Here is a 13326-nt window from a genome sequence, read left to right as displayed (position 1 = left end):
CCCTGCCGGGGCCAGGGTCGTCCCCGACCGTCATGCCAGGTCCCATTCGTGCACGGGTCGGCCCGTCTGCTGGTGACTGAGGTAGGCGGCGGTCAGGCCGGCCATGTCGGGCCCGTGGCGGCCGACCCAGGCGCGTTGCCAGCGCGCGCCCGTCTGCCCTGCTCTGAGGCGACGTGCGATGATGCCGATCCACTGGTCGATCTCTCCCCCATCGACGCCCAGCGCGCTCAGTCCCCGTCTCGCTCGCGGCAGCAGGTCCTCCTCCAGGATGCGCGTCACGGGATGGATGCCGCCGTCGAGCCATTGGATCTCGGCGTCGACCCCCTCGCGAGCACAGGTGTAGAACGCCGCGCGCGCCAGCAGGAACGGCAATCGCGATTCGGGCGGCTCGGCCTGACCGGCCAGATCCGTCACGGCACCGAGATACAAGGCCGCGGCAGCGATCATGTCCGCCACCGTGGGGCCGGCCGGCACCACCCGATGCTCGATCCGCAGATGGGGACGATCGGCCGCATCGAAGCCGATCAACGGGCGATTCCAGCGCCAGATGGTACCATTGTGGAGGCGCAGGTGGGGCAGTCGCCCGGCCTCCTCCGTCATGAGGTGCGGGAGCAGCACCGGGTAGCGGTCCAGGTTCGCTCGGAAGGTCTCCAGGATGGAGTGCTCGGCGTAGCGGAAGCCGAAGTTGACCCGCTCCTGCAAGATGGGGCCGCCCACCGAGACGGCTTGCTCGAACAGGGGAACGCGTGTCTCGTCCCAGAGATCGCGACCGAAGAGGTAGGGCGAATTGGCGCAGATGGCGACCATCGGGCCACTGAGGATCTTGGATGCGTTGTAGACGCGCGCTGCGGTGGCCGGGGTCACCCTGAGGTGGATCTGAAAGGAGGTCGCCGCTGCCTCCAGCATCACATCGTGCCACTCCAGCTCGAGGCGGTCGCGGCCCTCGATGATCAGCTTGAGGGGGCGGCCGTGGCGCAGTGCGAAGATCTGGTCATTGAGCGCGCGGTAGCGCTCGCGCGGGGTCATCGAGGACAGGCTCAGGTGCTCGGGGCGCACGGTCGGGAGGATGCCGATGGTCAGCAGGCGGGTCCCGAGACGGCGCGCGAAACGGTTGCAGCGCTCGACCGTGGCGCTCAGCTCAGCGCCGAGCCTGGACAGACAGTCGCCCTCCAGCGAGACCGGCGAGCCGTTGATCTCGACGTTGAAGGTGGCGAGCTCGGGCACGACCAGGGGGTCGTCGAGTCCGTTCAGCAGGGTCTCCACCTTGGGCGCAGGCTCCATGTCCAGGCCGATCAGCCAGGCCTCCAGCTCGAATCCGGCGGTCGGCTCGGCGGCGTCCACCATCCCGGCATCGAGCCAGTCCGCCAAGCGCGCCGTCTCCTCACGCAGCCGGGAGCGGAACTCGGCGAAGTCCCCCTCGGTGAAGTGTGACCCGGCGATCTCTTGCCCCATTCCTCGTCCCCGGCACGGTTCAGATCACTGCCATTATGGACGGTCTGGGGAAGGTCGACAGGGCTTCGAGGTCGACGGGTGACCCATCAGCCTGACAAGAGCCGATCCAGCTCCGCCAGCCGCTCCGGTGTGCCGATATCCAGCCACTGGCCCGGGTATCTCACCCCGCTCACGCGGCGCTCCAGGATCGCCCGGCGGAGCAGGGGCGCCAGGGGAAAGACGCCCGGGGCACAGTCCGCGAAGAGCTTGGGGCTGTAGACACCGATGCCGCTGTAGGTCAGACGGGTGTCGCCTTCGAGGGCGACCCGGCCCTCGACCAGGGCGAAGTCGCCGCCCGGGTGATGCCCCGGGTTGCCGACCAGGACCAGGTGCGCAAGGTCGGACTCGGCCAGACGGAGACCGGACGGATCCAGGTCCGTCCAGACATCGCCGTTGATCACCAGGAAGGGGTCCGGGCCGAGGAGAGGCAGGGCCCGGAAGATCCCGCCGCCGGTTTCCAGGGCCGGTCGTTCGGGCGAATAGCGGATGCGCACGCCGAGGGTCCTGCCGTCTCCCAGCGCGGCCTCGATCTGCTCGCCGAGATGGGCGTGATTGATCACCAGGTCACGGATGCCGGCCGCGGCGAGACGTTCGATGTGGTATTGGATCAGCGGCTTCCCACCGGCCTCCAGCAAGGGTTTGGGGATCCGGTCGGTGAGCGGCCGCATCCGATTGCCGCGGCCCGCGGCAAGGATCATGGCCTTCATGGGACAGCCGGGCCGGCTGATCCCGGCGAGCTCACGAGGGCGTCCCGCGAGCGGCCTCGTCGCCGAACCGATCGACCAGGTCGCTCGGGCTCAGGGGGTGCGCGAACAGGTAGCCCTGCGCCCCGTGGCAGCCGTGCTCGATCAGGAATCGGCGCTGCCCATGCGTCTCGACGCCCTCGGCGACCAGGTTCATCCCGAGCGAGCGGCCCAGCGCGATCGTCGCCTTGACGATCTCGGCATCGCTCTCGTCCGAGAGCATATCGGCGATGAAGCTCTTGTCGATCTTGAGGTCTTGGCCTTTCACGCGCAGACGCCGCAGGTAGGTCATGGAGGAATACCCGGTGCCGAAGTCGTCGATCGCGAACTTCAGGTCCTCCGCCGCCAGCCGCTCGACACAGTCCGCGATCGCCGCGTCGAGCTGAATCAGCAGCCGCTCGGTGAATTCGAGCTTCATCGCGCTCAGCGGGGCCCCCGCGACGCGAATCAGATCCACCAAGGCCTCGAGACCGGACACGTCGCGGACCTCCTGAGCGGAGATGTTCACCGAGACCCGGCCGAAATCAAAGCCCATCTCCAGCCACTGACGGCACTGCCGGGATGCCTCCGCCAGGACGTAGCGGTCGAGCATCCCGACGCTCCCGCGCCGCTCGAGCACCGGCACGAAGACCGCCGGGCTGAGCTCGCCCAGCACCGGATGGTCCCAGCGCACCAGCGCCTCAACCCCGCAGAGGCAACCGGTCTTGAGGTCGATCTGGGGCTGATAGACGATCTTGAGCGCCTTGTCCCGCACTGCCTGGGGGAAGGCGTTCAGCACGTCGATCTCCATCCGCAATTCCTGGCTCATCTGCGCCTCGTACACCACGAAGCGCCCCCGCCCCTGCGCCTTGGCGCGATAGAGCGCGACATCGGCCTGCGCCAGCAGGGTTCCGGCATCGAGCTCCCTCCCCCGGGCCACGACGATCCCGATGCTGGTGCCGATATAGATCCAGTGCTCGCCGATCTGAAACGGAAGCTTGAGGTCTGCGATGACCCGTCTGGCGAGCTGCGTGGCCGCAGCGCTGTCGCGACCGCCGACCTGGAGGACCGCAAACTCGTCCCCGCCCATGCGGGCGACCAGGTCCTCCTCGCGCACGTGCGCGCGCAACCGCGTCGCGACATGGGTCAGCAGCTCATCGCCGGCCGCGTGCCCGAGCGTCTCGTTGACGTCCTTGAAGTGATCGAGGTCCAGTTGATGGATGCTGAACGGGACATGATAGCGCTTGGTGCGCGCGATCTCCTGGGCGACCCGCTCGTAGAACATCACCCGATTCGGCAGATCGGTCAGGCTGTCGTAGAAGGCGACATGTTGGATCTTCTGCTCGTTGGCCCGGATCTCGGTCAGATCGCGGAAGGTGACGACCGCGCCGACGATCTTTCCGCCCTTGTAGATGGGGTTGCTCCAGTACTCGACCGGGAAATGGCTTCCATCGCGACGAAACAGGACCTCGTCGACCACGTGCCTGACCCGCCCGTCGAAGACCGGCGCCAGCATCTGGCAGGCCCCGGCAGGATGTCCCTCGCACGGTTCGGTCGCGGACCTATGGATCAGCTGGTGCGGGTTGACTCCGGTCAGGTCCGCGATCTCGAAGCCGAGCATGGCCGCCGCGGCCGGGTTGACGAACGTCGTGCGTCCGTCTGGGGCGAGGCCGAGGATGCCGTCGGTGCTCGATTCGAGCAGCAGCCGCTCGCGCTCCTCGACCTCCTCGAGCGCCGTCCTTGTGCGCAGGTGCTCCAGCACGAGGGACGCCAGATCGGCGGCGGACTCGATGGTTCGGATCGCCTCGTCGGTCGGCTCGCGCGGGGTCGGATAGTACATCGCAAAGACCCCGATGACCCTGCCGCGATGGCCGACGATCGGCTGTGACCAACAGGCCCTCATCCCGGTCTTCGAGATGAGGTCGCGAAACGCGACCCAATAGGGGTGGGTCATGACATCTGCGACCACGACGCGTTGGCCGCGATGGGCGGCGGTCCCGAAGGAGCAGACCCCCTCGCCGATGGCGATGCCGTCGATCGCCCGATTATAGTCCTCGGGAAGGCGGGGCGCCGAGCCCAACGTCAGACATCGACGCTCGGCGTCGACGATCAGGATCGAGGCCGAGACTGCCGGGTCCGAGGATTCCGCCATCTGGCAGATGGCAGCGAGGACGGATGACTCGGAGCCGCCGCTCGCAAGCACGCGCAGGACCTGATTGCGTCCGTCCAGCAGGACCTTGGAGAGATGGTAGTCGGTGACGTCCTGCGCGACCCCTTGGAACTCGGTCACCTTGCCTCGGTCGTCGACAATCGGACCTTCTACGACCCTGAGCCGCTTGACGTCGCCGGTCCGCGCCAAGACCTCGATCTCATAGGAATCCGGCGTTCCGCCGGCAAGGGCGACGCGTGTCGCCTCGTGCAGTCCCTGATTGACGCGGTTGTCGGTGAGGAGCGCCTCGAGCCCTCCGCTGACCCCGTCGGGCGGGAAACCGAGGATGCGCTCGGCCGAGCGGCTGAGCCATAGGAGATGGCCGTCGGCGGAACGCCTGTAGAGGATGCAATGCTTGGCCACCGCCTCGAGCAGGGCCTGATGATTGACATCGCCCAGACTTGCGGGCGCGTTTGCCGCCGCAGTTTGCTCGCACGGGTGATCAGGCCCGGTCGGACATGACTCAGGATCGGATTCAGTCACGGTGCTCGTCCATGAGTTACCAGCTCCACGCTCGCAAACGCCAGCGTTGTCAACATTACAACAACTTTAGGCATTGTGTGTAATGCATTTTTGACAGTCCTCGGGGGTCGATCACCATCGATTCGTCCCCGATGCCCGCCGGACTCCCCGATGCCCGCCGGACTCCCCGCGGCCCGGCGTTTCGCCGGAGGCCCGGTTGGATGCCCGAGGCCGGCGTGTTAGCCTTTCCGGGCCAACCTTGCGAGATCAGCGATCCCTATGCCCGACCCCATCCCGAGCTCGAGCCTTGTCGCGTCCATCCTGATCCGTCGACCCCGCCTGGAGCGATCCTGAGGTGCTCAAGATCGTCTCTTTCAATATCAACGGCATTCGCGCCCGCCATCACCAACTGGAGGCGATCAAGGCAGCCCATGACCCGGATGTCCTGGGTCTTCAGGAGTGCAAGGTCGCCGATGACGCCTTTCCCCTGGACCTGGTTCGAGGGCTGGGGTACGCCACCCACTTTCACGGACAGAAGTCGCACTACGGGGTCGCCTTGCTCAGCAAGGTCGAGCCGCTCGTGGTCACCAAAGGCCTGCCCGGCGACGCCGCGGATGCCCAGCGGCGCGCCATCACCGGACGCTACCCGCTGCCTGGAGGCGGCGAGCTGGTGGTGATCAACGGCTACTTCCCCCAGGGCGAGAGCCGCGACCATCCGACCAAGTTCCCGGACAAGCGCAGGTTCTATGCGGACCTCGCGGCTTACCTGCGCGCGTCCTTCTCGCCGGACGAGCATCTCGTCGTCCTCGGCGACATGAACGTCGCGCCCCTGGATCGGGACATCGGCATCGGGCCGGACAACGCCAAGCGGTGGCTCCGGACCGGGAAGTGCAGCTTCCTCCCGGAGGAGCGTGAATGGCTCAAGACACTGACCGACTGGGGGTTGTTCGATGCCTATCGGGTCATCCACCCGGAGATCGAGGATCGTTTCAGCTGGTTCGACTATCGCTCGCGCGGCTTCGAGCGCGACCCCAAGCATGGGCTGCGTATCGACCACGTCCTGGTGACGGCGCCCCTGCGCGAGCGGCTGCTGGACGCCGACATCGACTACGCGATTCGTGGTATGGACCGACCCTCCGACCATTGTCCGGTGTGGGCGAGGTTCGATCTCTGAGCGCGACCGCACGGGTGCGCCGCCATGGCCAGCCGGCCGCGCAGGACCCTGGAGACCTATGAGCGACGACCGCTGCATCGGCATCGAGCTTGGCCGGGAGGAGTCTCTCGCCCGGGTGCGCACCGTCCGGCGTGCCCCGGACGAGCTGGCGGAACGCGATGGCCAGGCCGGCCGGCTGTTCCAGCGCCGCCGCAAGCTGGAGCGCGATCTCGCGGTCCTGTTCACGTTGGACATCGGCGGCTGGACCAAGGGATGGATCAACGACGTCCAGCGCGCGTCGCTGGTGCTGCTGTGCGAGGCGCTCGAGCGGCTCGGCGACCGCTATGCCATCCTCGGTTTCTCCGGCTATAGACTGGTCGACAGTGTGCCCAAGCTGCCTGACCGGGTCTCCGACATCGTTCGGCGGATCGCGGCCTGAGCCGCCGTCCCCATGGAGCTTGCCGAAACCTCACCAGGATCAGGTGTGCCATGACCGCGAATCAGCCGATCGGCGTGTTCGACTCCGGCGTGGGCGGACTCTCCGTGCTGCGGGAGATCCACCGCGAGCTGCCTCATGAAGACCTGCTCTATGTGGCGGACTCGGGCCATGCCCCCTATGGGGATCAGTCGATGACGGCCATCGAGGCCCGGGCGGTGGCCATCACCGAGCTCCTGCTCGCACGGGGCGCCAAGGCCGTCGTGGTCGCCTGCAATACGGCCACCGGGGCGGCCGCCCGGGTGCTGCGCACCCGTTACCCGGTTCCCGTGATCGCCATGGAGCCGGCCGTCAAGCCGGCGATCGAGCAGACCCGCTCCGGGGTCGTCGGCGTGCTCGCCACCCGCCAGACCCTGGCGAGCCACAACTTCGCGCGGCTGCTCGCCCGCATGGGGGAGGGGGCCGAGATTCTGCTGCAGGCCTGTCCGGGTCTCGTCGAGCGGGTCGAGGCGGGTGAGCTCGACTCCGAGCCGACGCGGGCGCTACTGGCAAGCTATGTCGAGCCGCTGCTGGTGAGAGGCACCGATACCCTCGTGCTGGGCTGCACCCACTATCCGCATCTGGCCCCGGTGATCCGCTCCATGGCCGGGCCAGGTGTCGCCGTCCTCGACTCGGGGGCGGCGGTCGCGCGGCAGGTCCGCCGCCGCCTCGCCGAGGCCGGCCTTTTGGCATCGCCGCGTCAGGCAGGGCGGGTGCGATTTTGGACCAGTGGCCCTCCGGCGAAGGTCCGCGTGGTCATGTCGAGGCTCTGGGGAGCGGACCTGGAGGTCCATGCCCTGGCCGACGATGGAGCGACCGCGCAGGCCCGCGCGGCGGGCGTCTGGGTCTTGGAAGGCGCCTAGCCGACTCGCAGCCCTGGCGCTGCAACGCATTTCGGATCGACCTTGGAGGCACGATGAGGAGACTGAGCAACCGAGTCGCCGTGACCCTGATCCTCGTCCTGATCGGGTCGCACGGGGTTGTCTCGAGCGCCTCCGCTGCCGAGCCCTGCCTGAAGCTGGTCTTCGGACGCTACTGCCTGGGTGGCGACATCGGCCCGCTCCTGCAGGCCGTTCCGCCCCCCATGGTCCGCCAGGACCAGGGGGCCAGCCTGGCCCTGGTCTTCCCCGAAGGCGCGGACCGCTCCTACGTGCTCGCCTTCTCGAGCCGCATCTACAAGGTCGTGCGCGCCTTCAGCGTGTCGACCCAGCTGCGCTACGAAGAGACCTATGCCGCCTTGCGCGAGAAATACGGTCTCGGCGAGGACCAGAGCCGCTTTCCGGAGTATGCGACGACGCCCGCGCGGCGCCTCGCGTCCATTCGCCGCGGCGAAGGCCGCGCGCTCCACGTCTGGACCCCGTCCCCGAGCTGGCACATCGAGCTCTCCTGGACCCGCGAGATGGGCCTCGCACTCGCCTACATCGCCACCGAGCTCAACGCCGCCCGCGCCGCCCAGATCGAAAGCGGCCTCTAGCAATCGGGGTCAGGTCTTGCAATCAAACATCTTCGTCGGTACCGAAAGCACTGCCGAGCATCTGGTCTCCGCGTCCCTCCAGCCATCGCACCGCCCGGCTCACGGTCGCGTAATGGACCCCGAAGTGATCGGCGATCGCCTGCATGGTGTAGACGCCCGTGAGAAAGGCCCGGGCCATGGCTTCGCGGCGCGTCGGATAGGTCGCCTGGAAGTCCCCGAGCGCCCCGGCCAACGGGCGCCGCTGCGCGCGCGGGATCTCGCGCAGCTGCCCCAGCGGCTTCGCCGCCCCGGTGAGGCGCTCGACAAATGCATCACTGCCCAGGAACACCTGGTAACGGAGTCCGTTCCATACCGGCGGTTGTCCTAGCCCATCGCCGACGAAGGCTGCGTAGCGCATACGCGCGTGTTCGCGGTCGGGGCCGAACTGAGCGAGAAGCCAATCGGTCTCCAGCCACGGCGCGGGCGCCACCATTCCAAGCATGGCTCGGTAGCTGCTCCAGGGCCATTGGACAGCTTCGCTCACCATGCCCGCTCGCACTGGATTCAGGACCACGTAGCGCGCCAGCTCCATGAGATAGGCATCGCGCTCGACGAGAATCGCCTTGAAACGCCCTTGGAAGAGATGTCCTGCCAGCCCGTGGCGACGGTTGATCTGCTGGGTGTAGAGCCCGTTGAGCTGGCGCATCCCCTTGGACAGGTTCGCCTCCGCAGTCTCAACGACGAAATGATAGTGATTGTTCATCTCGCAGTAGGCGTGACAGCGCCAATTGAATCGGCGACAGGTCGCGCCCAACAGCTCCAGCCAAGCCAGACGGTCCTGGTCGTCGCGGTAAATCGCTTCGCGATGATCCCCGCGTGAGGTGACGTGATAAAGCGCGCCGGCGAGCTCGATGCGCAGGGGTCTGGCCATGGATCGAAGGCTAGACCAAGAATGCTGGATTGCAAGACCTGACCCCGTGTCTTCCCCTGTCTTTGTTAGCGCTGGAGTAAGACCAGTCGTTTGAGCGTCCCGGCTGCGGCTGGGGTGTCGCCCACCTCCCGGACAATGTCCAGGAACAGCTCGGCCACCTCCGGTGCCCGCTTGCGCAGCAAATCGAAGTCCCGAAAAAGGAGGATCAGCGGACGGGCGTCGTGCCCCTCGGTATCCTTCAGGGTGTCCGCCAAGGCATCCCAGTTGAAGCCGAAATAGGCTGGAAAACCGCAGCCTTGATAAAGCGCGTGGAGCAGGGTTTCTTTGTCGAACACCGGCGCCCGGTCGACGACGACCGCGCGATAGCCTTCCAACTCCAACGCAGCCGCGATCTGCGAGGCCGGCCGCTCAGTGTTCAGCTCCAGGACTGGCGACCGTGCCGTGAGGATGCGTTCGATCAGCGCGAACAGAGCCATCAGCGTATCCTCCTGAAGGTGCGATAATGATCGGCGGTGTAATAGATCTCGCCGCCCGCTCCCATCACCAATCGCTGGGGCCCCGCGTGGCGCATATTCGGTGTACGCACGACGTATTCCCGGTAGTAGCCCGGTTCCCGTGATGGAAGTCGCCTCTCGCGGTTCTGGAACACCGCCCCGTCGTTGGCATGCGGGTGAGATTCACCGCGCTCGATGCGCGCGATCTCGGGGCGAAGATCGATTTCACCGCGATAGGCGAGCCGCCCGTCCAGGTCGTAGACCCGCACATCTCGAACCACCAGCCCCGGCTGGCGATGCCCCGGCGTGTCGGTACGCGCCAAGTCCTTCGCGCCGGCGAGCATCCCGGCGAGATAGGGATAGCCGAATACAACAGCGCAGACGAGCAACCCGGCAATTACGATTCTTGTGAACATGCCTGCCTCGATTAACCGCTCGTCGCCGCCATGCGCCACCACACCCCATGGGGGTCACCCTTTGACGCGTGCCACCGCTCCCGCGGTGGCACGCGGCGGTCAGGCGCTCTGCGCCTAGTTCACGACCGCGCCGATGCCCTACCGGCACGGGGTGTGAGTATGCGAACGCCACAAAAGGGTAAATGCTGGATTACAGGACCAGCAAGAAGACCCTCCGAGACGAGCCGGCACCTGGTCCTTCTTCAGAAGAATCAGCGTTGCTGCCGCGCGACATCCTCTGCGAGCCATGGCTTGATCAGCGACTGATAGGGCATATCCCGCGCATTGGCCTCGATTTTAATGCGGTCCATTGGTGAGACGGGTGGGCCTAACGGGATCGAACTGGTCGATGGTTTCAGGCTCGCAGAGCGAGCCAACTCTGCTCGGGTCCAGTCGAGGTGGTCACTGGAGTCATGGCCTTCCCAAAAGATGATTAGCGCCATGGCTCAGCTGGTCCCCGGTGTGCCCTCCCTGGCACTGGGCCCCGGCAGTCCCAACTGGGGCGACGAGGCGGTTTGGTCTAGCACGCCGTCATTCCGGCGGGGAGTGCCGAAACCCATGTCCATGGATGGCAGCCTTTTGGCGCCGGCTTAGGTTCGACGGTAATCACCTCCCAAAATGCGTGCTCCGCGGCTTCGGTCTCGAGCCCAGGCCGCATCTTGCTTGGCTTGGCTATAGATCATTCTCTCTTTACGGTGCATGTGCCGGGCGGAGATCACCCGAATGACGGTGCCGGCAGCGCGCAATGTAATGGTGATGTGCAGGGGCTGTCCGTCGTCTGTCTCGCCCAGTGCATGGAAACGCACTTCCCCTTGTCTTCGTCTATCGTCGGGCAACAACAAGAGAGGCTCGTTGAAAAGGCTTGCTCGGCTTCGCCCCGGCTCACGCTGTGTTTGGCGACGCCTTTGCGGGCGTCCCCCTCATCCCAGTCAAATCCGGTGACCCGCTCCCAGTCGATCATGCCTCGTACATTTCCATGATTTACAGATCTGCGCAAGGCTCGTCCTGACCAGTCGCACCGGTCCAGGCCACCTCTTTCCATCTCGTTGGCGGATCGAGCGGACATTATCGACCCCAGCCCCGGGCTGGCGTTCAGCCGCGGGTGGTCGAGGATCAGGTTCTTGGAGCTCTGGTCGTGTCTCATGGGCAGAGCCTGCACCGGCGAAACGTGTGCGATCAGGACAAACGTCTACCTGCTTTAGAACGCAAAACGCATCCGGCCCCGCCGCCATACCCCGGGGTGCGGACATGGCGAGGTTTCGGGCGGGCGGTTCCGGACGTGGGATGCCTCTGACCGTCGAAACCGCGTCCAGTGAGGCATTCCCCACCGCAGGGTGGCGGGGCGGGCGGGTTCCAGGCGGCCCCCGGGGTTCGCGGCGCGCAGCATCAGAGCTACACCGCCCGAGCGGTGTGACGAGACTGACAGGGGCGGGGGAACCGCTCCCCAAGCGATGGTTCAGTCAGCGATGTCACAGACATGGCTGATGGTTCAAACGGCAGGGCGGATGTGGATGCCAAGGCTTGATCCCATTGCCTCGCGAATACCCTGCGCTCGTCCCACCGCTTACGCGGTGGGACGTCTGTCTCAGGCGCTCCGCGCGCAGCTCCGGCGCGCCCATGGACCCGACAACTCGAGACCGGCCGCACTCGTTGCAGCCGCGCGGGTCCAGCGCCGGAATGTGAGCGCCATAGTGCCGGGGCCGGGCGATCAGATTAGAGCGAGGGCGGGGCCGCTGCCGTGACCCCGTTCCCTGCTCGCACCGTCCGATGTCGGATTGCAGGACCCCGATCTGCCGCTTCTAGCTGGGGTTACTCGGTGGAGGGAACGCAGGTGAGCTCCGCCGAGCCGTCGGGCAGGTGTATGGTGAGCAGGGTCTCGGCCTCGGCGCAGGAGACCAGCATGCGGCCCTCTCCAATATTGGCATAGGGCGTCTGGTAGGTGTCCGCCGGTGGATCTCCCGTCGGGTTGTTGTAGGCGTTCTGGCCGCCGCTGGCGACGGCGGAGGAGGCAGGGAGGAGGGCGATGACGGCCGCCAGGGCGGCAACTGATCCCGTGTATCTGGTCATGAGTTAACCCCTTTCCATGTGGGTTGAGCGTCTGTGTCCGGTTCGGCCTGACGAGGCGCAGGACGGCTCCGGCACGCCATCCCGCCGAACCGGTCCGCACAGGCCCAATTGCGCTCTGGAGCAAGCGCGGAAAGCCGGGGCGCCAGCAGACGAGCAGCGCCTCGCCGGTCGGCAGAATGACGGACAATCCACCACAAGCGCCGAATCAGTTTCAATGACAATCCGCAAGGCCTCCGGCTTTCGGGGTCACTTTCGGGGTCACTTTCGGGGTCAGGTCTTGCAATCACGCATAACCGAGTCCGCCTGGCAGGTCGACATGCGGCGATGAAGCAGGCGGCGTAACGACTTGACTCGGGAAGGGTATGATTCGGCGTAAACGCAATCGCAACAAGGACGAGGGGACGCAAGACTTGACCATGCCGTATCAGATTTCGCACCACGGTGCCGTGGACGGTGTCACCGGGTCGTGCCATGAGCTTACACTCGCCGACGGGCGCTCGGTCCTGATCGATTGCGGTCTCTTCCAAGGGACCGAGACCTCTTCGTCGGGCGCGACCTCGGAACGGTTGCAGATCGACTTCCCCTTGGACCCGGTCCAGGCCCTGATTGTCACCCATGTCCACATCGACCACGTGGGACGGGTCCCTTACCTCCTGGCAGCGGGGTTCCGCGGCCCCATCCTGTGCAGCCAAGCCTCCGCCGAGCTTCTCCCGCTGGTGCTCGAGGACGCCCTCAAGGTCGGTGTGACCCGAGATCGGAGCCTGATCGATCGCGTCTTGGCACTGATCCGCGCCCGCATCACCGCCCTGCCGTACAAGCAGTGGCACCCCGCCATCGCAGGCGCGTCCAGCCTGCGCATTCGTCTCCAGCCGGCCGGCCACATCCTCGGCTCTGCCTACGTCGAGTGCGAGGTCAAGCAGGGTCGCCAGCGCGCCCGTATCGTCTTTTCGGGCGACCTCGGGGCCCCTTACACACCGCTGCTCCCGGCGCCGAAGTCGCCCTACGGCGCCGATGTGGTGGTTTTGGAAAGCACCTATGGCGACCGCAGGCACGAAGGCCGCAAGGAGCGACGGCAGCAGCTTCAAGCCATCGTCGAGCATGCCCTCGCGAATCAGGGCACACTGCTGATCCCGGCCTTCAGTGTCGGCCGCACCCAGGAGCTGCTCTATGAGCTTGAGGAGATCATCCACCGAAACCGGCAGCGTCCGGTCACCGCGGGTCGCGCTTGGCATGACCTTGAGATCGTACTGGACTCCCCGCTCGCCGCGGACTTCACCGCCGGTTACGCGCGACTGCGCGAGCACTGGGACAGCGAGGCCAGACGCAAGCTGGAGACCGGGCGGCACCCGCTCGCCTTCGACCAGATCCTGACCATCGACGACCACGCCACGCACCGCAGGACCGTCGAGTACCT

Annotated in this window: 14 protein-coding genes; 5 read left to right on the top strand and 9 right to left on the bottom strand. The window is 66.3% G+C overall.

The window, feature by feature from the left end:
• Positions 1-30 precede the first annotated feature (30 nt).
• The 3 genes from LJE61_RS03000 to LJE61_RS02990 form a co-directional block, all read right to left on the bottom strand.
• Positions 31-1452 (bottom strand): glutamate-cysteine ligase family protein, encoded by a 1422-nt coding sequence (locus LJE61_RS03000; protein ID WP_296917380.1) that lies wholly within the window; start codon positions 1450-1452, stop codon positions 31-33.
• A gap of 86 nt (positions 1453-1538) precedes the next feature.
• Entirely contained in the window at positions 1539-2198 is a 660-nt protein-coding gene (murU, locus tag LJE61_RS02995) for an N-acetylmuramate alpha-1-phosphate uridylyltransferase MurU (RefSeq protein WP_296917378.1), read from the bottom strand.
• 31 nt (positions 2199-2229) lie between these two features.
• On the bottom strand, positions 2230-4905 hold the full coding sequence (locus LJE61_RS02990; RefSeq protein ID WP_296917376.1) for an EAL domain-containing protein: 2676 nt from the start codon (positions 4903-4905) through the stop codon (positions 2230-2232).
• A 334-nt stretch (positions 4906-5239) separates the two neighbouring features.
• Here LJE61_RS02990 and xthA point away from each other — a divergent pair, with 334 nt between their 5' ends.
• The 4 genes from xthA to LJE61_RS02970 are packed head-to-tail and all read left to right on the top strand — an operon-like array spanning position 5240 to position 7986.
• A complete protein-coding gene (gene xthA, locus LJE61_RS02985; protein WP_296917374.1) occupies positions 5240-6058 on the top strand; it encodes an exodeoxyribonuclease III in 819 nt (272 codons plus the stop codon).
• Between the two features lie 58 nt (positions 6059-6116).
• A complete protein-coding gene (locus tag LJE61_RS02980; RefSeq protein ID WP_296917372.1) occupies positions 6117-6476 on the top strand; it encodes a hypothetical protein in 360 nt (119 codons plus the stop codon).
• A 50-nt stretch (positions 6477-6526) separates the two neighbouring features.
• The gene (gene murI, locus LJE61_RS02975; protein ID WP_296917370.1) at positions 6527-7375 is read left to right on the top strand and encodes a glutamate racemase; all 849 of its coding nucleotides are present in this window, start codon (positions 6527-6529) and stop codon (positions 7373-7375) included.
• Positions 7376-7428: 53 nt separating this feature from the next.
• Positions 7429-7986, top strand: coding sequence for a hypothetical protein (locus LJE61_RS02970; protein ID WP_296914042.1), 558 nt, complete (start codon positions 7429-7431; stop codon positions 7984-7986).
• A gap of 22 nt (positions 7987-8008) precedes the next feature.
• On the opposite strand, the gene LJE61_RS02965 is transcribed toward LJE61_RS02970, so the two are convergent.
• The 6 genes from LJE61_RS02965 to LJE61_RS02940 form a co-directional block, all read right to left on the bottom strand.
• On the bottom strand, positions 8009-8896 hold the full coding sequence (locus LJE61_RS02965; protein ID WP_296914039.1) for a transposase: 888 nt from the start codon (positions 8894-8896) through the stop codon (positions 8009-8011).
• A gap of 65 nt (positions 8897-8961) precedes the next feature.
• A complete protein-coding gene (locus LJE61_RS02960) occupies positions 8962-9372 on the bottom strand; it encodes a barstar family protein (protein WP_296914036.1) in 411 nt (136 codons plus the stop codon).
• On the bottom strand, positions 9372-9806 hold the full coding sequence (locus LJE61_RS02955) for a guanyl-specific ribonuclease (protein WP_296914033.1): 435 nt from the start codon (positions 9804-9806) through the stop codon (positions 9372-9374). Before LJE61_RS02955 ends, LJE61_RS02960 begins: the two co-directional genes overlap by 1 nt.
• Before the next feature lie 251 nt (positions 9807-10057).
• The gene (locus tag LJE61_RS02950; RefSeq protein WP_296914030.1) at positions 10058-10288 is read right to left on the bottom strand and encodes a CopG family antitoxin; all 231 of its coding nucleotides are present in this window, start codon (positions 10286-10288) and stop codon (positions 10058-10060) included.
• A 147-nt stretch (positions 10289-10435) separates the two neighbouring features.
• Positions 10436-10651, bottom strand: a complete 216-nt coding sequence (locus LJE61_RS02945; RefSeq protein ID WP_296917386.1) for a BrnT family toxin — start codon at positions 10649-10651, stop codon at positions 10436-10438.
• A 1003-nt stretch (positions 10652-11654) separates the two neighbouring features.
• Positions 11655-11912, bottom strand: coding sequence for a hypothetical protein (locus LJE61_RS02940; protein ID WP_296917369.1), 258 nt, complete (start codon positions 11910-11912; stop codon positions 11655-11657).
• Between the two features lie 416 nt (positions 11913-12328).
• Here LJE61_RS02940 and LJE61_RS02935 point away from each other — a divergent pair.
• On the top strand, positions 12329-13326 hold a 998-nt coding region (locus LJE61_RS02935), incomplete at its 3' end, for an MBL fold metallo-hydrolase (protein ID WP_296917384.1).

It is taken from the genome of Thiocapsa sp., assembly GCF_022340925.1.
Lineage (GTDB): Bacteria > Pseudomonadota > Gammaproteobacteria > Chromatiales > Chromatiaceae > Thiocapsa.
This window is presented reverse-complemented; position numbering and strand designations above follow the sequence as displayed.

Bases quoted from the DNA above. Each gene is read 5' to 3' on its own strand.
- LJE61_RS03000 (WP_296917380.1), bottom strand. From the start codon at position 1,452: ATGGGGCAAGAGATCGCCGGGTCACACTTCACCGAGGGGGACTTCGCC.
- murU (WP_296917378.1), bottom strand. From the start codon at position 2,198: ATGAAGGCCATGATCCTTGCCGCGGGCCGCGGCAATCGGATGCGGCCG.
- LJE61_RS02980 (WP_296917372.1), top strand. From the start codon at position 6,117: ATGAGCGACGACCGCTGCATCGGCATCGAGCTTGGCCGGGAGGAGTCT.
- murI (WP_296917370.1), top strand. From the start codon at position 6,527: ATGACCGCGAATCAGCCGATCGGCGTGTTCGACTCCGGCGTGGGCGGA.
- LJE61_RS02970 (WP_296914042.1), top strand. From the start codon at position 7,429: ATGAGGAGACTGAGCAACCGAGTCGCCGTGACCCTGATCCTCGTCCTG.
- LJE61_RS02965 (WP_296914039.1), bottom strand. From the start codon at position 8,896: ATGGCCAGACCCCTGCGCATCGAGCTCGCCGGCGCGCTTTATCACGTC.
- LJE61_RS02960 (WP_296914036.1), bottom strand. From the start codon at position 9,372: ATGGCTCTGTTCGCGCTGATCGAACGCATCCTCACGGCACGGTCGCCA.
- LJE61_RS02955 (WP_296914033.1), bottom strand. From the start codon at position 9,806: ATGTTCACAAGAATCGTAATTGCCGGGTTGCTCGTCTGCGCTGTTGTA.
- LJE61_RS02950 (WP_296914030.1), bottom strand. From the start codon at position 10,288: ATGGCGCTAATCATCTTTTGGGAAGGCCATGACTCCAGTGACCACCTC.
- LJE61_RS02940 (WP_296917369.1), bottom strand. From the start codon at position 11,912: ATGACCAGATACACGGGATCAGTTGCCGCCCTGGCGGCCGTCATCGCC.